This is a genomic window from Sphingobacterium sp. UBA7625 (genome assembly GCF_002484085.1).
Classification (GTDB): domain Bacteria; phylum Bacteroidota; class Bacteroidia; order Sphingobacteriales; family Sphingobacteriaceae; genus Sphingobacterium; species Sphingobacterium athyrii.
Genome location: NZ_DLJD01000062.1, coordinates 49,253 through 73,175 on the forward strand (window position 1 = coordinate 49,253; position 23,923 = coordinate 73,175).

Sequence of the window (23,923 nt, forward strand, 5' to 3'; positions counted from 1 at the left end):
TATAAATAGAATATATGGAAGAATCAACCTTTAAATATGATTATATGAGGGCCGGATTAATTGCGTTAATGGATGGTCGTCCAGAGCCGTATTGCACTATGTTTGCTCAACCGGAAAGATAATAGATATTAGCTAGGCATAAAGAATAAAAATAAACCCTTATATTTCAGTAGGATTCAAAAAAACAGTAAATAAACAATGAGACTAAATACGATACACCCCAAACTACCGATGCGCGACAAAGCTGTCACAATTGATTTTTACGTAGGCAAGCTAGGGTTCATGCCCTGCGGCACTGAAGATTATGAAGGCTATCTGATGATCAAAAAAGATCAGATCGAGATTCATTTTTTTGAATTCAGGGAACTGCCTCCCGAAGAAAATTATGGCATGATCTATATCCGCACCGATGATATTGATGCACTCTATCATTCTTTTTTAGCACGCAACATTGCCATCCATCCGAATGGCAAACTGGAGACAAAACCTTGGGGTCAGCGTGAATTTTCCATATTGGATCCAGATAATAATTTGCTAACGTTCGGACAGGGTGATTAGCGTTAAACGTCTGACCTAAAAAACATAATACTGATACTAAAGCAGTTGCTGTATAGGACACAGGCAGACTGAGCAGATGACACTTTATTGAAGCTATGCTGTCCAATGGAAAACTACACGACAAATAAAGGGGAAATATCCGTTGAGACGATTAGATACGACAAGAAAGAATAAAAAAAGATGCCTGTCATTATTACACGAAAACGGAGTATAACGATGACAGGCGCAATAATTTATACACGAGTTTGCTGCGCCACAATGGACTAACCGAATAAGTCTGAACTCAGGTAGCGGTCTCCTCGATCACATGCAATAAAAACAATGACACCTTCCTCAATTTCATTGGCAATTTTCAGGGCGCCGGCAAATGCTCCGCCTGTACTCATACCTGCAAAAACCCCTTCCCGTTTCACCAATTCACGCGCCAGTTCGGTTGCTTCCTGTTGTGAAATATCAATGACACGATCCACGCGGCTCGGATCAAATATTTTCGGTAGGTAAGCTTCTGGCCAGCGTCTGATTCCGGGGATGGAGGACTCCGGGGTTGGCTGACAACCGACAATCTGTATCGCCGGATTTTTTTCTTTGAGGTAAATGGAATTTCCCATAATCGTTCCGGTTGTTCCCATTGCACTGACGAAATGGGTGATTTTCCCATCTGTGTCACGCCAGATTTCAGGTCCAGTCGTTTTGATATGCGCTTTGTAATTATCAGGATTGGCAAATTGATTTAAAATAAAATAACCTTCATTTGCTGCTTTTGCCTCGGCGTAATCGCGGCATATCTCCATTGATTCCAGAAGCGTAACCTTGGCACCGAAAGCTTCCATGGTCAGCGTACGCTCCCGGGTGGAGGACGCAGGCATGACCAATTCAAGATTCAAACCATATATCCCGGCAATCATGGCCAAGGCAATCCCCGTATTCCCACTGGTTGCCTCAATAAGCTTACTTTCTTTCGAAATCTCACCACGCTGCATGGCCGAACGGATCATATTTAAAGCTGCACGGTCCTTGACAGAGCCAGCAGGGTTATTCCCTTCCATCTTTGCAAAGATCCGTACTTTTGGATTTGTATGAAATTGGGTGATCTCCACCAATGGTGTGTTTCCGATGGTATCTATAATATTTCCCATAATGTATCTATATGATTGGTTTTGAATCAATAAATTTTGCAGTCGCCTGATGATACACGGTCGTATATGGCTCCACTGAACTTGTCAGCCAAACATTACCTCCGATGACCGAATGATGGCCTATACGTGTTTCACCACCCAAAATAGTTGCTCCCGAGTAGATAATAACATGGTCTTCGATGGTCGGATGACGTTTAACATTTGACAACACCTTATCCACACTCAAAGCGCCCAGCGTCACCCCCTGATAGAGTTTAACGTAGTTTCCGATTGTACAGGTTTCCCCGATCACCAGCCCGGTTCCATGATCTATGTGGAGATGATGACCGATAGTCGCTCCAGGATGAATATCAATTCCTGTCTTGGAATGCGCATGCTCTGTCAATATCCGTGGAATCAGGGGGACCCCCAGACGATGTAACTCATTTGCCATCCGGAAAATACAGATCGCAAAAAAACCGGGATAAGTGCGTACGACCTCGCGCTTGTTCTGTGCCGCCGGATCCCCATCCATCAATGCATCAGCATCCTGGCACATGAGTCCATACAACGCTGGAATACGTTCAAAAAACTGATGAGCTACTTGCGCATGATTGCAATGACCACAGGCTTTTGATTTACTTAGGAGCTGTTCCAGCTCCAGTTCAAATTGTCCAAAAGCAAGCTTTACATCGTCCACCGATTTCATCTCGCCCGAATTTCGCTCCGGAAAAAGCACATCCAGAATTTTGGTAGCCCAGCCGCAGATCTTCTTATTGGAAGGCATTTCTAAAACAGCTAATTGCTGTTCGTAGATATGTTGATAAAAATCATGCATCTTCAAAAGTAAATATTAAAACAATCTTAGCTCAAGTTTCTATCGTATAGAATTCTGGAGAAACATACAAATTTAATGTTCCTCTTTGATCTGCAAGAGCTTTATTCTTAAACAAAGATACTATACAATATTGATAGATTAAGCCTTATTACCACTTAACTATGTGATTAAATCAATTTTATTTGAATTTTAGGACAACTAAAGATTTCTCATTGCTGTATCATCAACGTCATTTCTTCATCTCATTAGTGCAAGTTCCAATTCCGAAACCTGTTTATGCCTCTTAAAGTACTAAGCGCTCAAACAGGTTTTGTAATGTTGCTTCGGGATCTTCACATAGTCCGGGATGCGAAGCTGAGCATTGGATGACCGTACTCCGTTTGGCAGTAAGCCAACGAAAACGCTCAGTGATATCCAGGGCAGCCAGCTTTCCGGCATCTTTATCTCCATTGCATATTCGTTGAAAGGAAGACAAATGGTTTTCAATAAGTTCCAGTTCAATTTTTGGACAGAGTGCCCTTACCTTCTGCTCATCTATGGCGTAAACCATCTTGGCAAAACGATATTTACGGCAATAGAGCGCAATACCGACATTGATAAATTCCTCACGCTCTACACGTGGTACCAATCGTACCACAGCATATTCATATAAGGTTTTTTCTGGCATCTTCTATCTGTTTTACAAAAATTGACGAATTCGCCACACGTTGTTTTAGGAAGGAAACATACACTTCTCTGGCATCTGCCGCAGACAGTTCGCGTTCGGAATCCGCTAACCATTCGTCCGGAACAACAGCCAATACCTTACGAAAAACATCTTCCGTAAAAATAGAACTGAATTCAGCATCTATTTTTTCGACAATGCTCGCATTTTTTAACAACACATGGTCTTTAATCTGTACAAAGGGTTTGACCGATTGCTCTTCCCAATTGTCCCAGCTGTGGTGAAAATACAAGGATGCCCCGTGGTCGATCAGCCATAATTCTTTATGCCAGATCAGCATATTGGTGTTCCGTACCGTACGGTCCACATTCATCAGTAAAGCATCAAGCCACACAATTTTTGAAGCCTCTTCTGCACCGATCACGTCAACATTGGCATCAAAAGTAATCGCCCCACTCAAAAAATGAAGCCCGAGATTTTTCCCCACACTAAATTTGAGCAGATCCTGTATTTCCTCATCCGGTTCCGAGCGCCCGAAAGATTCATCAAGATGTGCAAAGACAATTTCGGGAACTCTTAATTTTAAAAGCCTGGCCAACTCTCCACCGATAAGTTCAGCAATGAGTGCCTTACGGCCCTGTCCTGCTCCTCTAAATTTAATGACATAACTAAAGCCATCGTCTGCATCGACCAGCGCAGGCAAAGATCCACCTTCCCGAAATGGCTGAACATATCGGATAATCTCTACCTCGCGAATGATAGGTTGTTGAAAATTCATGAATTTCTTTTTTCTTTCTGTTCAAAGTTGACCGTCTACGCCGGACATGGTATCAAACTAAGATAAAGTTAACTTTATTTATAAGTTTGTTCGTCATACCCTGTACAAATTTATTGTTATCCCGCAACCGTCGAACCTTTTATTCGTGGAAATATCTCAAATATTTATTTATTTTTTAGCAAAATAGCACAAATTGTACATTCATTTGACCATTAGAAGTACTATTTTCTAATTATATTTGTCATATAATCTCGACTTGTCTCATCAAGTTCTTTTCAAAAACGATATGGATACTATTCAGGAATATAACAGTGTGATCAAGCACTGCCAAGATTTATTTATTAAAAAAACAAAAGATTATGGTACGGCATGGCGGATTATGCGCCTATCCTCCATTACCGACCAGATTTATATTAAGGCACAACGTATACGTACCCTCGAAGTCAAAAAAGTATCTAAAGTTGGTGAAGGTGTCGTGGATGAATATATCGGTATCATTAATTATTGCATCATGGCCATGATCCAAATTGATCTTGGTGAAGATGGAGAGGAAAACCTCGACCCTGCCTTTGTCAATCAAAAATACACCGAAAAGGTAACCGAAACAAGGGACCTCATGCTAGCCAAAAATCATGATTACGGTGAGGCATGGCGTGATATGCGCGTTTCTTCGATGACAGATCTGATCTTAATGAAAATCCACCGCGTCAAACAGATCGAAGACAATGACGGACAGACCATCGTTTCAGAAGGCATTCATGCCAATTACCAGGATATGCTCAACTACGCAGTTTTTGCGTTAATTAAGTTAGGACTCGCACAACAATAATCGGATGATGACAGCACAACAAACAACAAAAACAAATTACCTTTTAGGTTTTTGCCGAATTTTCACTGGACTTCTTTTTATTTTCTCCGGATTTATTAAAGCCAACGACCCTACCGGCTTCGGCTATAAATTGCAGGAATATTTCGAAGTGTTCCACCTGACTGCTTTCAATGAATATGCTACGGCCATGGCCGTGGTGATCTGTGGCTTCGAAATTCTTTTGGGGGCCTTATTGTTGTTTGGTGTCTACGCCAATCTGGTGGCTTGGGGCTTACTGCTGTTGATCCTATTTTTCACCTTTCTGACATTCTATTCCGCATTTTTCGAAGTCGTTACTTCCTGCGGTTGTTTTGGCGATGCCATTCCACTGACCCCTTGGCAATCTTTTTCCAAAGATCTGGTGTTATTGGCCTTGATCCTGATCATCTTTTTTAATCGCAAACAGATCCGGTCCATTATTAAAGGCTCCGGCAATCAATTTGTCGTCACATTGATTACCGCCATTATTTCATTGGGAATTGGTATCTATACGGTAAGTTATCTCCCTTTTATTGATTTCTTACCTTATAAAATCGGCAATAATTTACCGTCCCTGATGGTCCTTCCCGAAGGGAAACAAGGCGATGTTTTTGAGCAGCTCTATACCATGAAAAACAAGAAGACCGGCGAGACCAAGAAAGTGAATGACAAAGTGTATATGGCAGATAAACTCTGGGAGGATGAGTCTTGGGAGATCATCGGCGAACCCGAAAGTAAACTTGTCAAAAAAGGATATGACATCCCTATTCCCGACCTCTTGATTACTGATGCAGACGGTGCCGATCATACACAGGAGATCATCGCCAACCCTTATTATAACATTATCATCGTCGCCAAGGATCTTTCATCAACCAATATAGATGCCATCCAAAAAATCAATCAGACGGTGACACAGATGACCAAAGATTACAATGGTCTTCGTGTTGTCCTGCTGACGGCCTCTGCTTCCAAAGATGCACAATACCTGAGTGACAAGATGCAATTGATTGCAGAAATCTATTATGCGGATTTAATTCCATTGAAAAGTATGGTCCGGGCCAATCCTGGTGTGCTCCTATTAAAAGGGGGGGATGTAATGGGCAAATGGCATTACAATAATTTCCCGGATGCAAAGACGATTGAAGATAATTTTTTAAGTAAGGACAAATAATACAATATGCCTAAACCTATATTTTTGATTGGCTATATGGGCAGCGGAAAGACCACTCTGGGAAAAAAGCTGGCCAGCAAATTAGATTTACCTTTTATCGATACCGACGAGGAGATTGTGAAACAGATCGGCATGAGCATTACTGAATATTTCGGCCAACATGGTGAAGAAGAATTCCGAAAACTGGAGCGCGAACAGTTGCGTAAATTTGCGGACAGCTACGCCGTCATCTCCACAGGGGGCGGTGCCCCTTGTTTTTTTGACAACATGGATTGGATCAAAGCCAATGGCTATGCGGTCTATCTACAAATGAGCCCAAAAGCTTTATTTGACCGCCTGTCGCAGTCAAAATTACATAAAAGACCTATTCTGATCGGAAAATCCCCGGAAGAACTCCGGGCTTTTATTGAAGAGAAATTAACGGAACGCGAGCCTTACTATACCCGGGCTCATCTGACAATAGATCAGCTCAATACCACGGTAGAAACGTTAGTTGCCCTGATCAATCAGCATAATTTATAATCGCACAATAGTTAATAATGAAAATACGCCTGTATTGCTTCGTTTTATTCCTGACCTGTGTAGCGGTTTGCAGCTGTTTTCGCCATAGCGGTGATACAGATGGCTTACCTGTAGGCAAGCGCATTCAGCTGGCAACGGTAGAGGATCTTTATCAGTTTCTGACCTATGATGACAACCGCTATCCGTTGGTCAGTCTGCACCGTGGCGGGCCTACCTCTGGCTATCCGGAAAATGCTTTGGAAACCTTTGCATACAATGCCAGTCTGCAGCCTGTTATTGTGGAGTGCGATGTCAGATTAAGCAAAGATTCGGCACTGGTACTGATGCATGACAATACCCTAAACCGCACGACAACAGGGCGGGGATCTGTTAGTGAACGTACATTGGCCGAGCTCAAAAAACTGCGTCTGGTAGACAACGACAAGAAAATAACACCTTACAAAATCCCGACACTTGATGAAGCTCTCGCCTGGGGAAAAGGTAAGGTTATTTTCACGCTGGATATTAAAAATGAGGTACCTTACGAATCCGTAATCAATGTCATTCGTAAACAGCGTGCCGAATCCAGTGTTGTTATCATTACTTATAGTGCCGGTCAGGCCGGAAAAGTACACAATCTTGCCGGGGATCTGATGATATCTGCCTCAGTGAAGAATCTAACGGATATCGCTCGTCTCAACGAAAAAGATATTCCAGACAATAAGTTACTGGCCTTCGTCGGTACACGGGAAGCTGATCCGCAGCTGACCAAAGTACTGCATGATCATGGGATCATGTGTATTCTGGGCACGCAGGGGAATCTCGACAGACAAGCTGCAAAGAAAGGATTTCAGCTGTATGCCAGCTTTATCGAACGTGGCGCAGATATACTGAGTACTGATCGTCCGATCGAGGCAGGTAGAGCGTTAAATTTTTATATCAAAAAAAGGGGGATAAGTTCTAAATTTGTGCAGTAAAACACTACTCGTGTCAAACTGAACCATTCCTAATAAAAAAACACCGCTCAATCCCCGAAGCTTAATATAATTGTTAAAAATAATAAGCGCTAACCACTGGTATTTTTTAAATATATGCAACACGAAAAATGAGTTTACCAAACATCGCGATTAGATGCATTTAGGCTATCCCGGATATAGTTTAGTACTTCGTCGTTTTCATCCGATTGTTTTAAACGCTTCCTAAGGTTTACCAACCAATCCTCCAGTGCATCGGCTACTGATTCGCCGTTTCCAAAAATTCCCCGATGTGGATCTGGCCCCAATAAGCACCAATACGATGTTTCCTCTCTGAAAACCACGGGGCGCAATTCCCTAATTTCTACGGGTAGTTCCTCCGCATCAAAATCTATCGGAACGATCTTTTCCGATGCTATTTTCATTTGTTCCATATTTCCTTACAGTTTTTTAAGCTCTTCTTCAGGCCATGTGACCAATTCTTTTAGCAAGTAAGTCTTTGGCTCAGCTTTGTCATCAAATTGTTCCAAAAACTCGGGCAGGTCGCCTTCAACTTTTAAAAGCTTCCCTTCTTGCAGCACGTCATAGCCCTCCGCAAGCCATTGCTCTATTTTTTTCCTATTGATTTGAATATGTTCCATCTTAAAAATATTTGATTTTTTACTGCCATACACCTATTTTTAAATAGGTTAAACCGCCATGTATGTATAAGATAAACAACGCTCCCGCAGATATCGTTTCGGCAATTTGAGTTTGAATCCGTAAGCATTAGATTTCTATATAAATACCGAACTAAGAAATCATCATCATCAAGGCCCAAGATGAAGTAAAAAAAATAATACACTTAAAATAAAAAAGTTAACAAATAAAAGTAGCCAAAAAACTACAAATAATCATTATTGGCAGAGTATTTGTTTAAACAGCGAAAGTTTTCAATTCGAAAACTTAACGCTAACATTTTTTAAAATATCATGAAGAAAGTACTTCTACCTTTTCTGACACTTTTTGCACTTGTATTTGCCGTTAACCAACAGGCAAACGCACAAACTCCTTACCGTACAGCTCTTGGCCTTGGCATTGACGTCGGTGATGGCCCAACATTATACGGCCCACAGATCAAACACAATTTTGGCGGCAATGATGCCGGAAATGCACAGGTATTATTTGGCGACAACATCACGGTTGTCGGAGTAGATTATTCCTACAACCAACGTATCGCTGGAACACGTGGTTTATCATGGTATGTCGGTGTGGGACCACAAGTGTCTTTTGTTGACTATGGCAAATGGCACGGCTACTGGGACGATGACTACCACTGGAAAGATGGTGATACCGAAACTTTTTTTGCTATCCGTCCAGCATTGGGCCTGGAGTTCAGAATTCCTTCAGCACCATTGGCAATGCATTTTGACTGGAAACCATGGTGGAACTTATCACATGGTTCTAACTTTGAACCATCCCGTTTCTCATTAGGTTTCAAATTTGTATTGAAATAAAAAAAATATATCCAGAAACACAAAATCCTGCTGAAGATATTCCCCAGCAGGATTTTTGTTTTACTATTCTCGCGTCTCAATACCGCATTCTTCCTATAGTATTTTGTCTTCTTTGTATTATTTTAAATATCAGAACTTCCCGTACTGACAGCAAAGTACGTCTTTATAACTCCTGTCTTTTCAGATAGTCAGTAGCCAATTGTCTATACACTGGAGTTGCTTCTTTCACAGCCTTTCTAAGCTGGTCGAAAGTAATGATCTCGGGGATTCCCAAGACTTTAGCAAAATCAATCGCCAAAGGAACATCGGGTTTGATCCCTTCTCCTATCCCATAGAGCTTTCCTGTACGGTCTTTAATGACACCGGTTGTCAAATTAATCGTGTAGTTATTTCCAACCGCGAATTGATCATTAGCGGAAGTATAACCACCTGTCGTCTGCCCCATAATAGTCGCATTTTTCTGGCCTTTAAAATGCGCCGCAAAAAATTCGCCCGAGCTCGAAGTAAACCGGCTGACCAATAACACAATAGGTATATTTTTATTTTTTATAACAATAGGTGGCACCTTATCGTATTCCAGATCAAATAACTTGGCCCATTTTTGATCCTCATCATTCTGATTATTCATTCGTACATTTTGTTTGGATTCAACACCCGCTCTATCCACAACCGAATAAGTGCTGTCCACATCTATCAAATCGGCAAAATGCCAGATCATCGGAAAAATACTTCCACCATCATTTTCTGTCAGATCAATGATCCAGCCTTTTGGCAGCTGGGCATCCAGCTCTTTCAGTTGTATTCCGATGGTATCCACATATTTTCGTTGCTCATAAACTACCGCTGGGATCCGAATATAGGCATATTGGTCTTTCGTCATAAAATGACTAAAAACTTTGGGTGGAAAACCAGCCTCCTTATCGGTCATACCGGCCATTCTTACAAATAATTCCTGTTCAGCCTCCTTATTTTGATCAGCTTTCTCAAAAAAAAGTCCGGAATGACCATCCTTCAATTGACTTAAGATTTTTTTAAAATGAGGTTCCAATGCATTAATATCCGATATTGTCCTTGTCTCTTCAATAAAAACTGGCCGGATAGAATCCCATTTGATCAACGATCCACGATAAGCATGCCGCTCGACAGTATCTAAAAATGCATTGGCAAGCTGGTTCACCGATGAGTTCTGGGCATAGGACGGCACAACGAAACTGGTTAAAATCAGTAAAAAAAATAGTATTTTCTTTTGCATCTTGCTATTAATAATTGCTCTACTGAGGTAGCACCAAATTAGTATAAAAATATTTCCCTAAGCGTAACAAGATTGAAATATTTAGCACAAATCCGGTATAATGCACTTGTCAATTTACTTAAGGGGTCTTTATCTTTAATCCAACAAAGAAAGTTCGGGACATATTAGGACCATAAATGTAATTGCTATCCCGATTTTTACCTGTATCAAAGTCATGTTGGTAAGCATTAAAAATATTCTTCACCCCAGCATAGACTTCGATCATATTTTTAAATTTTGACAGACTAAAAGTATGCGACACTTTACTATTTACCTCTGAGAATGCTTTTGTATGAACCATTTGATCTTCCCGAAAATTGTCTGCACCGCCAGCATGCGCAATCTTCATTTTACCTGTGTACACATAGTTCAGATTGACCGTCCAGCGCTTATTAGGTGTAATATTCAGGTTTGCAAAACCATAGTCATCTGGTGTTCTCAAGAATGATTTTATCGCTTCAACACCTTCCAGATAAGACACAGGATTTTCATATTTGCTCTGTTGCAAAGTAAAGCCTGTCTCCAGTTGTACCTTTTTAGTATAATTGGCACGCAATTCCAATGTAGTCCCTGCTACCTTCGCGTTATTTCCATTGCGTTTTTCAAACACCTTACCAAACTCGTCCGTACCGATTTCCTCGAGTACAAAGGCATCTTTCAGATGCGTATAGAATCCTTCCAATGTAAAACCCGCAATCCATTTTTCCGTAGCTTTGTCGTAGTTTAAGGAGCCACTGAAGCTCTTTGATCGCTCTTCCCGAAGATCAGGAGCTAATTGAACACGAGAGACTCCACCACCAGCGAAGGCGATATGAAGATCTGTATCAAATGCCTGTGGTGCCCGAAAACCTGTTCCATAACTTAAACGGAACTGCGTATTGGGCGCATGCTTATATAAAAGTGCCACACGCGGGCTGACGATCGCTTTGTCTAATAGATTATGCTTATCCACCCGAACACCGGATAACAGGTTAAATTTGTCCGCAAAGTCCCAGTCACTCTGAAAAAAGCTTCCCCAATCTTTCGTATGCTGATCGACCAAATAGTTATAACTCGGAATTTCATCGTAAACCTTGTCAGACACATATTCCGTTCCGACGGTCAGCACATTCCGATGGTTCAAAAAATTGCTGATCTCGTGGTTCAATTGAAAACCGCCCTGCAATGTGGTTGTCTTTGAATCGCCATAAGGCGGTTTTTTGAGATGATTTTCGATTTCTTCCGGACTATCCGGAAATATTCCGGTATAATGTTTTCTATTGGTATTTTGAAAAGCTGTATAAAAGATCAGTGAAGATTTATCTTGATTAAAATTAATCTGATAATCAGCACTCCCCATCCATATTTTATGGGCACGTTCCTCCGACTGAAGCGTAAGGTATGCCGGTTTTTTCGTCATCTCACCCCCATATCTATATTCATTCAGATTGCTTAAGGAGACTTCCAGTTTTTGATTGTCCGAAAACCGATAGAATGAATTAATGCCAAGTGAGGTATTTTCAATTTTAGGGATTTCGGAAAAATTATCCCCATTTGCATCGTAAAAACTCCGATCCCGTTTATTGAAGAAAAAAGATGTTCCCGAATTGCCTTTTTCGTTGACCAAAGTTGCATTTCCACCGAGGTTAAAATCGTTTGCCTTTCCATTGATACTTTGGTAAAAAGAATTGATTTCATAACCGCTTTGTTTCGGCAATTTGGTAATTACATTCACAGTACCCCCTATCGCACTTGAACCATACAGCGAGGAACCACCACCACGGACGACTTCAATCTTTTCGATCATATTGACAGGAAGCTGCTCCATACCATAAAGCCCCATCAGAGGGCTAAATATAGGCCTTCCATTAATCAATATCTGTGCGTACCCGCCCTGTAACCCATTCATCCGCAGCTGTGTATAATTACAGGTCTGACAATCTGTTTCCACCCGCAGGCCCGGCTGAAACTTCAACCCTTCAGAAAGATTACATACCTGTAGATTGTCCAAGGTTTTACTATCCAATATATTGACAATTACCGGACTCTCCGTTTTTCGTTTGAATGTTTTTGTGCCCGTGACCACAATTTCATCCAGTAAAAAAATGGAACCGTCTAAGCGGATGTCCCTGACCACAGTAATCCTGTCGATCCGAATCGAATCGCAATAGACATTAAAACCGATATGTTTGACTTCCACTCCCCAAGTACCATAGGGGATCTTTTCCAATGTAAATTGTCCAAGATTGTTGGAATTCGTACCCATCTTTAGTGCAGGAATCACCACGGATACCGATTTCAACGGGAGCCCATTACCGTCATAAATCTTACCCGTTACCCGACCTGTTTGCCCAAAGGAAATAAATACTATCAGCATTAATGCTGTTGCTAAGAGAATTCTGAATCCCGTCATGATTGTTTTATTTTAATTAAATATAAATTTAGAATTGCAAATCTAAGAAGTTAGATTATACTAACAAAATAATTCCTAACTTTACTATTAGACACCGCTAATATTTGGTAAATTTGCGTTATGATATCACAGACTGAAGAGAACTATCTAAAAGCGCTATATAATCTGACATACCTAAAAGGTGAGGCTACTGTCAACGAAATCAGTAAACGACTGGACATTAAAATGCCAACGGTCAATAGCATGATGAAAAAACTGTCAGAAAAGGGCTTTGTCCATTATGAGAGTTATAAACCCCTCAAATTGACAGAAGAAGGCAAAAAAGAAGCTGCACTTATTATACGAAAACATCGACTCACGGAAATGTATCTAGTTGAAAAAATGGGGTTTGCATGGGATGAAGTTCACCAGATTGCCGAACAGATCGAGCATATCCATTCGCCTGAATTTTTCACCAAAATGGATCAGTTATTAGGATATCCTACGGTAGACCCACACGGCTCACCAATCCCTGACCACAATGGTGTAATGCGTTCGGAGAACTATATCTTCCTTGACACCTGTAAAATTGGCAATGTGGTCACATTAATGGCGGTACAGCCTTCCTCCAAAGAATTGTTACAATACCTAAACTCTAAAAACCTCGAATTGGGCACAACATTAACGATTCACGCTATCGAACCATTTGACCGCAGTATCACAGTTAGTTATGACAGCCGGTCCGCAGAAGTACTCAGTAGCAAAGTAACAGCAACCTTACTTGTACGCCCTATTTCTTAAAAAATAGCTAACTGCTATTTTTACTCAACATCATCCTATTTGCCGGAGCCAGCATCCATGACTCCACTGCCATCTATGTCAAAAAAATAAATCTGTACAAGCGTACAGGAACAATGTTAGATCAAATTTGTCACGGAATATTTTGTTAGTATAATCTAATTTTATAATTTAGTAAAACTAAAAATAAAATAAGTAATGAAAAACAAACAAACTATACCATTGGGATTTTTAAAAAAAGACGAGCGCGCAAACATCCACGGTATAACAATGGACTGCGGTCAAGAAATTCGACAACGCTTGCTTGACCTGGGGTTTGTCAGGGGCACCGAAATAACTGTGCAAAATATAAGCCCTTTGGGCGATCCGATCGCCTACAACATACACGGAACGCTAATTTCTTTGCGTCGGGAAGATGCTTTACAGATATTGATCACCCATAAATAGACGATGATGAAAAAACATACTGCCTGCGACACCTGTCAGCTAAATCCAACGTCAAAACTGAAACAATGGGGAGCGCATGCGGAAAATTCTGCTTACACGATTGCCTTGGCCGGAAACCCAAATACAGGAAAAAGTTCTATTTTCAATGCACTGACCGGGCTAAAACAACATACCGGAAACTGGCCGGGCAAAACAGTTAACCGAGCAGAAGGGAGCTACTCACACCAAGGCGAAAAATTTAAAATCATTGACCTTCCGGGCACTTATTCCCTACTCTCGACATCCGAGGATGAGGAGGTTGCCCGTGATTTTATTTTATTCGGGAGACCGGATGTCACAGTCATAGTCCTTGATGCCAGCAGGCTCCAACGAAATTTCAGTCTGGTACTACAAATACTCGAAATCAGCAATAAAGCGGTCCTCTGCATCAATTTGATTGATGAGGCACGACGTCATCACATAGAAATTGACCTACGAACCCTATCCAAGGACCTTGGCATTCCCGTTATCGCTACCAGTGCCCGTACCAAAGAAGGACTTTCGGATCTGTTAGCAGCCATCCATCAGGTAGCAGACGGCAGCTTTCAACCAGCAAAAACAACATCTTTCCAACTGGCGAAACAGACTGGCACGGCTGTCGCAGCTATCGCAAAACGTTTACATATGCTGGATAACAACCTGTCCAATGTTAATTGGCTGGCCATGCGATTGATTGAAGAAGATAAAAATATTATTAATGCATTACAAAAAGGACGGTTGTCCCCTTCCATTAACAATGAAAATTTATCTCCCCTCTTGCATAGCGCAAACGAATATCGGGTCAAACTTGGAGATCATTATCGAAATGATCTGGTTGAAGCGATTTATGCTAAAGCTAGTCAGCTCGTAAAAGAACATGTTTCTACTGGCTCCGACAATCGGTCATTTCGCCTGGATCGCAGTATAGATCATATTGTCACGCACCGAATCTGGGGATTCCCAATTATGTTCCTGCTTCTCGGGTTTATTCTTTGGCTTACGATTACCGGAGCAAATTATCCCTCTCAGCTATTATCATACCTGCTATTGGATCACGTTTATTCTTTTTTAAAGGAGCTGACCATATACCTTCACTTCCCTGTTTGGTTAAGTAGTTTTCTAATTGACGGGATCTATCTGGCTACCGCCTGGGTAATAGCCGTCATGTTGCCTCCCATGGCCATCTTTTTTCCATTATTTACTTTATTGGAAGATTTTGGCTATCTCCCCCGTGTAGCATTCAATCTGGATCGTATATTCAAAAAAGCCGGCGCACATGGCAAACAAGCACTGACCATGAGTATGGGGTTTGGCTGTAATGCCGCGGGGGTTGTTGCGACAAGGATCATTAACAGTCCCCGTGAAAAGTTGATTGCCATTATTACCAATAACTTTTCACTATGTAATGGAAGATGGCCGACGCAGATTTTAATAGCAACTCTTTTTCTTGGGGTCTTGGTTCCTGCGAAGTGGTCAGGATCTGTCGCCATGTTCGCGGTTATTTTTATTGCAATACTGGGCATTGCATTTACATTTTTCACGTCCTGGTTCTTGTCAAAAACCTTGCTCAGAGGAGAATCCTCCTTCTTCACGCTGGAACTACCACCCTATCGTCCACCAAGATTTTTTCAAACTGTATACACCTCATTCATCGACCGTACCTTGATCGTCTTATGGCGAGCGATCGTCTTTGCCGCTCCGGCCGGAGCGATTATATGGTTGATTTGCAACGTTCATATCAGTGACCAGAGTATAGCACAATGGCTCATTCATGGACTCGATCCAATGGGTTTGTTTATAGGTCTGAACGGCGTTATTTTACTCGCTTATATTGTTGCTATCCCAGCCAATGAAATTGTTATTCCGACGATATTAATGTTAACGGTGATCGCGGTTGGTGACAGTACTGTCGGTGCTGGGTCAGGTATATTGTTTGAAGGGTCCGCAAACGAAGTTTCGGCCCTATTACATGCCGGAGGATGGACAACACTGACAGCCGTAAATCTGATGCTCTTCAGTTTATTGCATAACCCATGCAGTACAACAATATACACGATTTATAAAGAAACAGGCAGCCGTAAATGGACAGCGGTAGCAACCTTATTACCGGTATTTTATGGCCTGATCGTGTGTTTCCTTGTAACAAAAGCATGGGCCTTGTTTGCCTGATCAACTGGGCTTACCTAAGAGTATTCATTCTAATAAAAAAACGGTTATCTTAATGTATTATCTGATCCCATTGATAAGTAATGGGATCTCCGGTCGCTATTTCCCGCTCCAGTATCTGTGCTGGCGAAAGATGCTCCAGATACATGATCAATGCTCTTAGACTGTTACCATGTGCGACTATTAGTATATTTTTACCAACCTCCAATTCTGGTTTGATATCATGTTCAAAATAGGGTATCACTCGATCATAGGTATCTTTTAAGCTTTCACCTCCTGGGGGAGCGACATCAAAAGATCTGCGCCAGATATGTACTTGCTCCACCCCATATTTTACAGCTGTTTCATCTTTATTTAAACCCTCCAGATTTCCATAGCTCCGTTCGTTCAAGGCGGCATCTATGACAATTGGCATATCAGGCTTTCCGATTTCATCCAGAATAATCTGCAAGGTATGTTGCGCCCGGATTAATGTGGAGGTAAATGCGATATCAATTGATTCTTTCGCTAATGCTTTTCCTGCCTTTTGTGCTTCCAGTTGTCCTAAAGCTGTAATATCAATATTTTGCCAACCTGTGAAACGGTTCTCCAGGTTCCATTGCGACTGTCCGTGGCGGACCAAAAATAATTTTGCCATTACTGATTTATTTTTTTCAAAGAATAGCCAGCTAAACCATGTATATAGGCTTCGTATTATGAAACCTAAATTCTCCTCTGTTTCAGCACTAACCATAAATACAATAACATTATCGCAGATTTTGTTTTATGGAAAATATTCTGTTAGCTCAGTGATGCGTAAATTTTATGTTTTCACTTCCTTCGAATAACTGCTTTTTTAACCGACTCAAAAATTCTGCTCTTTTTTGCTTTGTCACCCCTATTTTTTCAGCAGCAGGAATTATTGCCACAAAAAAAGCCTTTGGAAAAATTCCAAAGGCTTTTTTTCTAATACGATCTAATAAAAAGCGTTATGCTTTTTCTTCTTTTAATGTCGAAGACTCTTTTTTTTGTTCTTTTTCCTCAAAACCTGAGCGCAAGATTTCATCCCATAAGGACGAACTCACACCGAATCCTTTTTCTGGATCTGAATAATGGTGCAGCATGTGATGTTGCTTAATACGCTTGAAGATTCCGCTCTTAAAATTTGCGTGATGCATGGCGTAGTGGCACTCATCATAAACCAGATAACCCACCATAAATCCGGAGAAAAAGCAAGCCAAGATAAATTCATTCGAAAAGAACAACGTAAATCCAAAATACACCAAAGCCGCTAACGGAATACTGGCTGAAAGTGGCATAACCAAACGCATCCGATCTCTAGGGTAGTCGTGGTGTACACCGTGAAAGATAAAAGCGATCCGTTTCCCCCATTCCGATGTCGGGTGGAAATGAAATACCCAACGATGTAATGCATATTCAAATGCTGTCCAGAATGCCAAACCAAAAACAAAATAACCAATATATGTCAATAGATCAACATCACCCCAGACCAGAGCTTTATATGAAAAGAAAACAACTACGGGTACATAGAAAATCAAAGGTACGCTCCAGTGCACTTTCGTCAACGACTCTAAAAAGTCATTTTTGAACATGCGTGTAGATTCCGTAGAATTTGAAACATAATTACGCTTTGCCATAATACTATTTTTATTATTCCCCCACAAAAATAAGTATTTTAAGCACAAATGAAGAAGGGTGTAGGCTAGAAAAACAAAATATCTGACCTTTTCAATAAAAAAGTTAAACACCTGCTAACGTCCTTTACAGCTTAAAACCTTTTATTTGATCTTTTAACTCTAATTTTCTTAAATTTTCAGCATTTTAACCGCGAATTCATAAGAGTCAAAATTGACAAAATCAAGACAGTTTACTATTTAAAGTTGACTGTTCCGCCTGCCATTTTCTTTTCAACGCGTTGTTCAGGCTTGCCATAGACGTCTATCGTACCGCCACCACGTGTCTTTGTTTCGATGGAATCCACCGCATTGACTTCAGCCTTTCCACCCCCGTTTACAGTAACTGTAGTTGTTGTCGTCTTAAAATCCTTCCCCTCATATTTGCCGCCAAAATTGGAGATAATCTCCTGTTTTTCCGCTTTACCATAAAGTGCTATTGTTGCACCGGAAGTTACTTTCACTTCAGCACTTTTTGCTTCCGCGTGCAGATCGACAAGACCACCTTCGGAAGCGTAGACTTTGAGATGATCAGCCAACACAGTATTGTTTGACGTAGCAAATACCTTTGCACCCTTTTTTGCTTCTACATTTTTCAAACTTTTGTAGTAAACTTTCACAGAGATATTGCCACCCTGCAGCATATTTAGCGTGTTCATTTTTAAAGCTAAAGCACCATTCGTATTGACCACCTTCACATTCTCGTAGTTCTGCCCTTCGAATGTCACCAGAGACTCATTGGCCTTGATCAATTCTACCTGTATTTTATCTGTCGCGACTACCGAACTAAAATCCCCTACATTTTGTTTAGCCTGCCCAAATCCCACTTGGGTCATTAACAAAAGAAACGCACTGATTCCTAAAAATTTCATAGTTATATTATCCGTTTTTTGATTACCTGATATGCCCTTTCCAGCTGTATTTTCACTTAATTTGTTTATAGTGACTATGTGCGCATATTGACTTATTCCGTATTTTCTGTCGTCAAAAAACACGCCAATCATCATCCTCATACTTCTTTTTAACCTATTTTGACAAAAAAAAGGTGTCCTAAAAATTAGGACACCCCGTTATTAATGTTTCGTTTTGCTTACAACTTGCTGTTTACATCTACCGCATTCAGATCAGCAAATGCTTCTTTCAGGCGAGCAACAAATGCTTCTTCACCCTTACGCAACCATACACGTGGGTCGTAATATTTTTTGTTTGGAGAATCAGTACCTTCAGGGTTTCCGATCTGTCCTTGCAAATAATCGTGATTTTTAGCTTCATAACCTCTCACACCATCCCAGAAAGCCCATTGCATATCGGTATCGATATTCATTTTGATCGCTCCATAAGAAATAGCTTCTGCAATTTCTTCAGGTGAGGAACCAGAACCTCCGTGGAACACAAAGTTAACTGGCTTTTCGGCAGTAAGCTTGTATTTTTCGCGGATATACTCTTGTGAATTATGTAAGATGACCGGTTGTAATTTTACATTACCCGGTTTGTACACGCCATGTACATTACCGAATGCTGCTGCAACGGTAAATTTGTCAGATACTTTAGACAATTCTTCGTATGCATAAGCAACTTCCTCTGGTTGTGTGTATAATTTAGAGCTGTCCACATCTGAGTTGTCAACACCATCTTCTTCTCCACCCGTAACCCCCAATTCGATCTCTACAGTCATACCCAATGGTTTCATACGTGCTAAGTATTTTGCAGAAATTTCGATATTTTCTTCGATCGGTTCTTCAGATAGATCCAACATATGTGAAGAGAACAAAGGCTTACCGTGTTGTGCGAAGAATTTCTCACCCGCATCCAATAAACCGTCGATCCAAGGTAAAAGTTTTTTAGCCGCGTGATCCGTGTGCAAAATTACGGCAACACCATAGTGTTCTGCCAATAAATGTACGTGCTGTGCTGCAGATACCGCACCCAATACACAGGCTTGCAAGTTATCATTATTTAATGTTTTACCAGCATAGAATTGCGCACCACCGTTTGACAATTGAATAATTACAGGAGAGTTTACTGCTTTAGCAGTTTCCATTACCGCATTGATAGAATTTGTTCCGATAATGTTTACCGCAGGCAAAGCAAATTTATGCGTCTTTGCAACTTCAAACAACTCTTGTACTTGATCTCCCGTCAATACACCTTTAAAATCTTTTAGGCTCATATTACTGTTATTGATTTATTTTAATCTTTATTAACTCTTGAAGCTACTAAATTATTAAAAATAATTATTACTTCCTAATTTTTATAGTGTACTAAATACACTATCAGTTTGTTTATTACCCTAAACGCTGGAATCGCGATACACCTACCCCGGTCTACTGCCGAAATTAAATCAGTTCGTTCCACAGGGACATCGCTTCTTCTGTTAAAAAAATACACGGGATACTTCCGTAAATAAATCAGGGATTGATTAAATTTGAGCTCACCAATATTGGAATCATTATGCTACAGGTATACGGTATCAAAAACTGTAACACAGTAAAGAAGGCCTTAACATGGTTAGAAGAAAATCAGATTGATTTTCAATTTCATGACTTCAAAAAAGAAGGCGTCAGTGATGAAAAACTTAAAGAATGGGAGAAAAAAGTGGACTGGCAGTCTTTGGTCAACAAAAAAGGGACAACTTGGAAAAAATTGACAATCGAAGAGCAAGCGCAGGTTGTCGACGCCAGTAGCGCCAATAAAGTACTTAAAGAACACACAAGCATGATCAAGCGCCCAGTGATTGAATATGGTAAGGGTATTCTGCTCGGATTCAGTGAAGACGACTATAAAATCAACTTAAAATAGTTGTTACAAGCTCCCTAAAAAGGAGCTTTTTTTTGTAAGTACAAACTAACGATTGTATATTGTAACCAATAAACGTAATTTAATTCGAACAGATATGATGAAAAGACTTGCATTGGCTTCTTTCAGCCTTATTGCATTGGGCTATGCTTTTCCGTCCTTTTCCCAGGAAAAAACATCCAACTATAGTTATCCCCAAGCCTTTGCCCCGTTGTTTTTCAAGAATAATGGAAATGATTATCGCTCTGCGGCCGGTAAACCCGGTCCTGGATATTGGCAAAATGCTGCGGACTACAAAATACAGGCATCATTAAATGATCAAAACGATCAGGTAACCGGCACAGTAGAGATTACCTATAGTAACAATAGTCCTGACAACATGGATTACCTCTGGTTGCAATTGGATCAAAATATGTTTTCACAACATGGACGTGGCCAGTTGATTTCCCCATTGACTAACAGCCGATATGGCGACGGGAACTCAAAATTTGATGGTGGTTATCAGATTCAGTCTGTCACCGATATCAATGGAAAAGCCATAGAGCATATCATAGATGATACCCGTATGCAACTGCGACTTCCGGCTGCACTGAAAAGTAAGGGTGGAAAAATCACCTTTAAGATCACCTATCAATATATAGTACCCCAATATGGTGCCGACCGTACAGGCATCCTGGATACTAAGAATGGTAAAATCTATGCTATCGCACAATGGTTTCCCAGACTCTGTGTATATGATGATATTAGAGGCTGGAACACGCTGCCTTATACAGGGCCTGGAGAATTCTACCGCGAATTCGGAAATTATCAGGTCGAAATCACCGCGCCAGCCAGTCACATCGTTGTACTGGGGGGTGAACTTTTAAATCCACAGGAAGTATTTACGGCAGACCAGTTCAAAAGATATCAGCTTGCGCTACGTAGTGATGAAACGGTATTGATTCGCTCAGCCGAAGAAGTGACAGCAAAAAGTTCAAGGCCGAACAAAAAGACTTTAACTTGGAAATATCAGCTCAACAATGCACAGGATATCGCCTGGGCCTCCTCCACCGCCTTTATATTAGATGGAGCCAAAATCAATCTACCAAGCGGAAAAAAAGCACTTGCCCTATCAGCCTATCCAGTAGAAAGCAATAGCAACAATGCCTGGGAACGTTCGACAGAATATACCAAAGCCGCCATCGAAATTTATTCCAAAAATTGGTTTGAATACCCCTATCCTGTAGCCGTAAATGTTGCTTCCAACGTAGGTGGCATGGAATATCCCGCCTTGTCTTTCTGCGGCAATCAGGCCAAAGCAGGTTCCCTTTGGGGAGTCACCAATCATGAATTTGGCCATAACTGGTTTCCTATGATTGTAGCGTCCAACGAACGTGAGCACGGCTGGATGGATGAAGGGTTCAATACCTTTATCAATGAACTGGCAACCCAAGAATTCAATAATGGTGAGTACCATCGTCCGCAGGCCAGTCGTTCGTATATTTTCACATCGCAAAATCTCGAGCCGATCATGAGTACACCACAAAATATGAAGGAACGCAATATCGGCGCCCTTGTTTATTACAAACCGGCTTATGGGCTCAAATTATTGCGTAATGAGATTATTGGCAAAGAACGCTTCGATTACGCCTTCAAAAAATATATTCAGGAATGGGCTTACAAACATCCAACACCTGAGGATTTCTTTAAAGCGATCGAAAACGGAACTGGGGAAAGCCTTAATTGGTTTTGGCGTGGATGGTTTGTCAATAACTGGCAAATGGATCAGGCGATCAAATCCGTTTCGTACGTCAACAATCAGCCTATGTTAGGAGCGTTGGTCACGGTAGAAAACCTGGAAAAATTGCCTATGCCAGTTATCGTTGAAGCAACCACAGTTTCGGGCAAAAAAATAAGAAAAAAATTACCTGTGGAAGTCTGGGAAAGAAATAACGTTTGGCAGTTTAAAATCCCTACAAACGAAGCCTTGCAGTCCGTACAGTTGGATCCTGACGATGTCATGCCTGACAAGAATCCGGATAATAATACATGGAAGGCAAATTAGAGCGTTAATTCAAAATCTATTCGTTATTTTGGTAAAGAAATTCTACGTTAGGAGACCATTATGAACACGTCAAAAAATTGCTCATAATGGTTTCATGGCGCTAGACGAATAAAACGGAAGGTAACAAGCTCATTTATGTATATATATATTATCCCCATGAAAGTCACACAAACGATTCTAAGCTGTTTATTTATCATGTTGATCAGCGGGCAGCTATTTGCACAGGAAAAAACCAAAGGTATTATTATGGAGCTTGTCAGCGGAGAAAAAATTGAGGCTGCACACATCCAGAATTTACGGAGCAAAGTAGAAGTTCAGACCAATAGGGATGGATCATTTGCTATTGATGCCAATATCAATGATCTACTTTTGATTAAAGCAACCGGATACGAACAGGACACGGTATTTATATATGATTCGAGCTTGCGAAGAATCTATTTGAACAGAATAAATACGCCCATTGAATTGAATCAGGTTGTTGTTGAACGGATGACCGATAGTAGACTTGCAGCTGAAATCCAACGCGAGAAAGTCGCCGGAAAATATTCGGATGCCAGCCAAAACCGCGGCGGAATCCGGATCTCTCCAAGCCGTATATTCAGTAAGGAAGGAAAACAGGCCCGTTCAAATTACAAACTACTTGTCGCGGAACTGGAAAAAAGAACGGTTGATCGTAAGTTTACGGACAACCTCATTAAAGAAGTAACACCACTTGACGGATCCGAACTGGCTTTATTTAAAGAAAGATTCAGACCCTCTTATAAGTTTATCCAAAATAGCAGCCAAGAAACATTACGGGTCTACGTGATGGATAGTTACAAGAAATTTAACGAGAAAAAATAAAAAACAAGCGTTTTTATCACGTAATTGTCAGAAGGCCCTAAACTGTAATATTTTTTATTTCAGTTTAGAGCCTTTTCCATTACTTTTGTGTTATCAAAATTAAAAAATCAGCAGCGGGATGTTACACAACTTGAGATTTGCAACAGCTTTACATATTATGGTTCTAGCACAATTGGAGGAGTCCGGACAATGGCTTTCCTCTGAATACATCGCTTCAAGTATCCAAGTAAACGCTGTTGTCGTCCGCAAGGAAATTTCCTCCCTGAAAGCGGCCGCTTTATTAATCAGTAAAGAGGGCAAAGGTGGAGGAATTCGCATAAACAATAAAAAAGAGCACATCACCCTTGCAGACATTTATCAAAGCACAAAACAAAATGAGCTATCGGGTAAATTCAATACCCCAAACCCGGCTTGTATTGTCGGTAAAAACATCAATGCCAAATTGCAAGATCTTTATCAGGAAGTCGACACTGATATTGTAGTACGTTTGGAGAAAATGACGCTTGCTGATTTTAGTAAAACATTTAATTAAAA

At 40.8% G+C, this 23,923-nt stretch carries 25 protein-coding genes; 13 read left to right on the forward strand and 12 right to left on the reverse strand.

The window, feature by feature from the left end:
- The first annotated feature begins 198 nt into the window (after positions 1-198).
- Positions 199-558: a bleomycin resistance protein gene (locus B4G94_RS26635; protein ID WP_286863137.1), complete on the forward strand. Its 360-nt coding sequence runs from the start codon at positions 199-201 to the stop codon at positions 556-558.
- Positions 559-821: 263 nt separating this feature from the next.
- On the opposite strand, the gene cysM is transcribed toward B4G94_RS26635, so the two are convergent.
- The 4 genes from cysM to B4G94_RS26655 form a co-directional block, all read right to left on the reverse strand.
- Positions 822-1,694 carry a cysteine synthase CysM gene (gene cysM / locus B4G94_RS26640; RefSeq protein WP_286863138.1) on the reverse strand — a complete coding sequence of 291 codons (873 nt, stop codon included), beginning with the start codon at positions 1,692-1,694 and terminating at the stop codon, positions 822-824.
- A 7-nt stretch (positions 1,695-1,701) separates the two neighbouring features.
- A complete protein-coding gene (locus B4G94_RS26645) occupies positions 1,702-2,511 on the reverse strand; it encodes a serine O-acetyltransferase (protein WP_286863139.1) in 810 nt (269 codons plus the stop codon).
- A gap of 283 nt (positions 2,512-2,794) precedes the next feature.
- A complete protein-coding gene (locus B4G94_RS26650) occupies positions 2,795-3,178 on the reverse strand; it encodes a DUF3037 domain-containing protein (RefSeq protein WP_108636440.1) in 384 nt (127 codons plus the stop codon).
- Positions 3,156-3,953: a HipA family kinase gene (locus B4G94_RS26655; RefSeq protein ID WP_286863140.1), complete on the reverse strand. Its 798-nt coding sequence runs from the start codon at positions 3,951-3,953 to the stop codon at positions 3,156-3,158. The genes B4G94_RS26650 and B4G94_RS26655 overlap by 23 nt, the downstream gene beginning before the upstream one ends.
- Positions 3,954-4,239: 286 nt before the next feature.
- On the opposite strand from B4G94_RS26655, the gene B4G94_RS26660 reads away from it, so the two are divergent.
- From B4G94_RS26660 to B4G94_RS26675, 4 genes are read left to right on the forward strand one after another with little or no spacing between them, the layout of a single operon-like run.
- A complete protein-coding gene (locus tag B4G94_RS26660; protein WP_077438693.1) occupies positions 4,240-4,782 on the forward strand; it encodes a DUF1599 domain-containing protein in 543 nt (180 codons plus the stop codon).
- 4 nt (positions 4,783-4,786) lie between these two features.
- Positions 4,787-5,971 carry a BT_3928 family protein gene (locus tag B4G94_RS26665; protein ID WP_313533206.1) on the forward strand — a complete coding sequence of 395 codons (1,185 nt, stop codon included), beginning with the start codon at positions 4,787-4,789 and terminating at the stop codon, positions 5,969-5,971.
- A 6-nt stretch (positions 5,972-5,977) separates the two neighbouring features.
- Positions 5,978-6,493: a shikimate kinase gene (locus tag B4G94_RS26670; protein ID WP_108636438.1), complete on the forward strand. Its 516-nt coding sequence runs from the start codon at positions 5,978-5,980 to the stop codon at positions 6,491-6,493.
- Positions 6,494-6,510: 17 nt separating this feature from the next.
- On the forward strand, positions 6,511-7,449 hold the full coding sequence (locus B4G94_RS26675) for a glycerophosphodiester phosphodiesterase family protein (protein ID WP_286863141.1): 939 nt from the start codon (positions 6,511-6,513) through the stop codon (positions 7,447-7,449).
- Positions 7,450-7,583: 134 nt separating this feature from the next.
- Here B4G94_RS26675 and B4G94_RS26680 read toward each other — a convergent pair whose 3' ends face one another.
- Complete coding sequence (locus B4G94_RS26680; protein WP_108636436.1) at positions 7,584-7,880, reverse strand: hypothetical protein; 297 nt, start codon at positions 7,878-7,880, stop codon at positions 7,584-7,586.
- Between the two features lie 6 nt (positions 7,881-7,886).
- Positions 7,887-8,087, reverse strand: a complete 201-nt coding sequence (locus B4G94_RS26685; protein ID WP_286863142.1) for a hypothetical protein — start codon at positions 8,085-8,087, stop codon at positions 7,887-7,889.
- Positions 8,088-8,417: 330 nt separating this feature from the next.
- Here B4G94_RS26685 and B4G94_RS26690 point away from each other — a divergent pair, with 330 nt between their 5' ends.
- Positions 8,418-8,942 (forward strand): hypothetical protein, encoded by a 525-nt coding sequence (locus B4G94_RS26690; RefSeq protein WP_108636434.1) that lies wholly within the window; start codon positions 8,418-8,420, stop codon positions 8,940-8,942.
- Between the two features lie 163 nt (positions 8,943-9,105).
- Here the strand turns inward: B4G94_RS26690 and B4G94_RS26695 are convergent, their stop codons facing one another.
- Positions 9,106-10,194 carry a S41 family peptidase gene (locus tag B4G94_RS26695; RefSeq protein WP_286863143.1) on the reverse strand — a complete coding sequence of 363 codons (1,089 nt, stop codon included), beginning with the start codon at positions 10,192-10,194 and terminating at the stop codon, positions 9,106-9,108.
- 118 nt (positions 10,195-10,312) lie between these two features.
- A complete protein-coding gene (locus B4G94_RS26700; RefSeq protein ID WP_286863144.1) occupies positions 10,313-12,625 on the reverse strand; it encodes a TonB-dependent receptor in 2,313 nt (770 codons plus the stop codon).
- A gap of 120 nt (positions 12,626-12,745) precedes the next feature.
- Here B4G94_RS26700 and B4G94_RS26705 point away from each other — a divergent pair, with 120 nt between their 5' ends.
- The 3 genes from B4G94_RS26705 to feoB all read left to right on the forward strand — a co-directional run bounded on the left by B4G94_RS26705 (position 12,746) and on the right by feoB (position 16,036).
- Positions 12,746-13,405 (forward strand): metal-dependent transcriptional regulator, encoded by a 660-nt coding sequence (locus B4G94_RS26705; RefSeq protein WP_108636431.1) that lies wholly within the window; start codon positions 12,746-12,748, stop codon positions 13,403-13,405.
- A gap of 195 nt (positions 13,406-13,600) precedes the next feature.
- Positions 13,601-13,849 (forward strand): FeoA family protein, encoded by a 249-nt coding sequence (locus B4G94_RS26710; RefSeq protein ID WP_206531815.1) that lies wholly within the window; start codon positions 13,601-13,603, stop codon positions 13,847-13,849.
- 3 nt (positions 13,850-13,852) lie between these two features.
- Complete coding sequence (gene feoB, locus B4G94_RS26715) at positions 13,853-16,036, forward strand: ferrous iron transport protein B (RefSeq protein WP_286863145.1); 2,184 nt, start codon at positions 13,853-13,855, stop codon at positions 16,034-16,036.
- Between the two features lie 49 nt (positions 16,037-16,085).
- On the opposite strand, the gene B4G94_RS26720 is transcribed toward feoB, so the two are convergent.
- The 4 genes from B4G94_RS26720 to fbaA all read right to left on the reverse strand — a co-directional run bounded on the left by B4G94_RS26720 (position 16,086) and on the right by fbaA (position 19,876).
- Positions 16,086-16,670: a 2,3-bisphosphoglycerate-dependent phosphoglycerate mutase gene (locus B4G94_RS26720; protein ID WP_286863146.1), complete on the reverse strand. Its 585-nt coding sequence runs from the start codon at positions 16,668-16,670 to the stop codon at positions 16,086-16,088.
- A gap of 331 nt (positions 16,671-17,001) precedes the next feature.
- Positions 17,002-17,670 (reverse strand): sterol desaturase family protein, encoded by a 669-nt coding sequence (locus B4G94_RS26725; RefSeq protein WP_286863147.1) that lies wholly within the window; start codon positions 17,668-17,670, stop codon positions 17,002-17,004.
- 233 nt (positions 17,671-17,903) lie between these two features.
- Entirely contained in the window at positions 17,904-18,578 is a 675-nt protein-coding gene (locus tag B4G94_RS26730; RefSeq protein WP_165308844.1) for a head GIN domain-containing protein, read from the reverse strand.
- A 218-nt stretch (positions 18,579-18,796) separates the two neighbouring features.
- On the reverse strand, positions 18,797-19,876 hold the full coding sequence (gene fbaA, locus B4G94_RS26735; RefSeq protein ID WP_165308845.1) for a class II fructose-bisphosphate aldolase: 1,080 nt from the start codon (positions 19,874-19,876) through the stop codon (positions 18,797-18,799).
- A gap of 245 nt (positions 19,877-20,121) precedes the next feature.
- On the opposite strand from fbaA, the gene B4G94_RS26740 reads away from it, so the two are divergent.
- From B4G94_RS26740 to B4G94_RS26755, 4 genes are all read left to right on the forward strand, one after another.
- Complete coding sequence (locus B4G94_RS26740; RefSeq protein WP_313533208.1) at positions 20,122-20,505, forward strand: ArsC family reductase; 384 nt, start codon at positions 20,122-20,124, stop codon at positions 20,503-20,505.
- Between the two features lie 94 nt (positions 20,506-20,599).
- A complete protein-coding gene (locus B4G94_RS26745) occupies positions 20,600-22,546 on the forward strand; it encodes a M1 family metallopeptidase (RefSeq protein ID WP_286863148.1) in 1,947 nt (648 codons plus the stop codon).
- Between the two features lie 156 nt (positions 22,547-22,702).
- Entirely contained in the window at positions 22,703-23,389 is a 687-nt protein-coding gene (locus tag B4G94_RS26750; protein WP_108636424.1) for a hypothetical protein, read from the forward strand.
- A gap of 118 nt (positions 23,390-23,507) precedes the next feature.
- The gene (locus tag B4G94_RS26755; protein ID WP_108636423.1) at positions 23,508-23,921 is read left to right on the forward strand and encodes an RrF2 family transcriptional regulator; all 414 of its coding nucleotides are present in this window, start codon (positions 23,508-23,510) and stop codon (positions 23,919-23,921) included.
- The last annotated feature ends 2 nt before the right edge of the window (positions 23,922-23,923 follow it).

Excerpts from the sequence above, each read along its gene's own strand:
- fbaA (WP_165308845.1), bottom strand. The coding sequence starts at position 19,876 with ATGAGCCTAAAAGATTTTAAAGGTGTATTGACGGGAGATCAAGTACAA.
- B4G94_RS26665 (WP_313533206.1), top strand. The coding sequence starts at position 4,787 with ATGATGACAGCACAACAAACAACAAAAACAAATTACCTTTTAGGTTTT.
- B4G94_RS26745 (WP_286863148.1), top strand. The coding sequence starts at position 20,600 with ATGATGAAAAGACTTGCATTGGCTTCTTTCAGCCTTATTGCATTGGGC.
- cysM (WP_286863138.1), bottom strand. The coding sequence starts at position 1,694 with ATGGGAAATATTATAGATACCATCGGAAACACACCATTGGTGGAGATC.
- B4G94_RS26725 (WP_286863147.1), bottom strand. The coding sequence starts at position 17,670 with ATGGCAAAGCGTAATTATGTTTCAAATTCTACGGAATCTACACGCATG.
- B4G94_RS26650 (WP_108636440.1), bottom strand. The coding sequence starts at position 3,178 with ATGCCAGAAAAAACCTTATATGAATATGCTGTGGTACGATTGGTACCA.
- B4G94_RS26680 (WP_108636436.1), bottom strand. The coding sequence starts at position 7,880 with ATGGAACAAATGAAAATAGCATCGGAAAAGATCGTTCCGATAGATTTT.
- B4G94_RS26710 (WP_206531815.1), top strand. The coding sequence starts at position 13,601 with ATGAAAAACAAACAAACTATACCATTGGGATTTTTAAAAAAAGACGAG.
- B4G94_RS26705 (WP_108636431.1), top strand. The coding sequence starts at position 12,746 with ATGATATCACAGACTGAAGAGAACTATCTAAAAGCGCTATATAATCTG.
- B4G94_RS26645 (WP_286863139.1), bottom strand. The coding sequence starts at position 2,511 with ATGCATGATTTTTATCAACATATCTACGAACAGCAATTAGCTGTTTTA.
- B4G94_RS26635 (WP_286863137.1), top strand. The coding sequence starts at position 199 with ATGAGACTAAATACGATACACCCCAAACTACCGATGCGCGACAAAGCT.
- B4G94_RS26700 (WP_286863144.1), bottom strand. The coding sequence starts at position 12,625 with ATGACGGGATTCAGAATTCTCTTAGCAACAGCATTAATGCTGATAGTA.
- B4G94_RS26660 (WP_077438693.1), top strand. The coding sequence starts at position 4,240 with ATGGATACTATTCAGGAATATAACAGTGTGATCAAGCACTGCCAAGAT.
- B4G94_RS26670 (WP_108636438.1), top strand. The coding sequence starts at position 5,978 with ATGCCTAAACCTATATTTTTGATTGGCTATATGGGCAGCGGAAAGACC.
- feoB (WP_286863145.1), top strand. The coding sequence starts at position 13,853 with ATGATGAAAAAACATACTGCCTGCGACACCTGTCAGCTAAATCCAACG.
- B4G94_RS26685 (WP_286863142.1), bottom strand. The coding sequence starts at position 8,087 with ATGGAACATATTCAAATCAATAGGAAAAAAATAGAGCAATGGCTTGCG.
- B4G94_RS26755 (WP_108636423.1), top strand. The coding sequence starts at position 23,508 with ATGTTACACAACTTGAGATTTGCAACAGCTTTACATATTATGGTTCTA.
- B4G94_RS26750 (WP_108636424.1), top strand. The coding sequence starts at position 22,703 with ATGAAAGTCACACAAACGATTCTAAGCTGTTTATTTATCATGTTGATC.
- B4G94_RS26675 (WP_286863141.1), top strand. The coding sequence starts at position 6,511 with ATGAAAATACGCCTGTATTGCTTCGTTTTATTCCTGACCTGTGTAGCG.
- B4G94_RS26690 (WP_108636434.1), top strand. The coding sequence starts at position 8,418 with ATGAAGAAAGTACTTCTACCTTTTCTGACACTTTTTGCACTTGTATTT.
- B4G94_RS26720 (WP_286863146.1), bottom strand. The coding sequence starts at position 16,670 with ATGGCAAAATTATTTTTGGTCCGCCACGGACAGTCGCAATGGAACCTG.
- B4G94_RS26730 (WP_165308844.1), bottom strand. The coding sequence starts at position 18,578 with ATGAAATTTTTAGGAATCAGTGCGTTTCTTTTGTTAATGACCCAAGTG.
- B4G94_RS26695 (WP_286863143.1), bottom strand. The coding sequence starts at position 10,194 with ATGCAAAAGAAAATACTATTTTTTTTACTGATTTTAACCAGTTTCGTT.
- B4G94_RS26655 (WP_286863140.1), bottom strand. The coding sequence starts at position 3,953 with ATGAATTTTCAACAACCTATCATTCGCGAGGTAGAGATTATCCGATAT.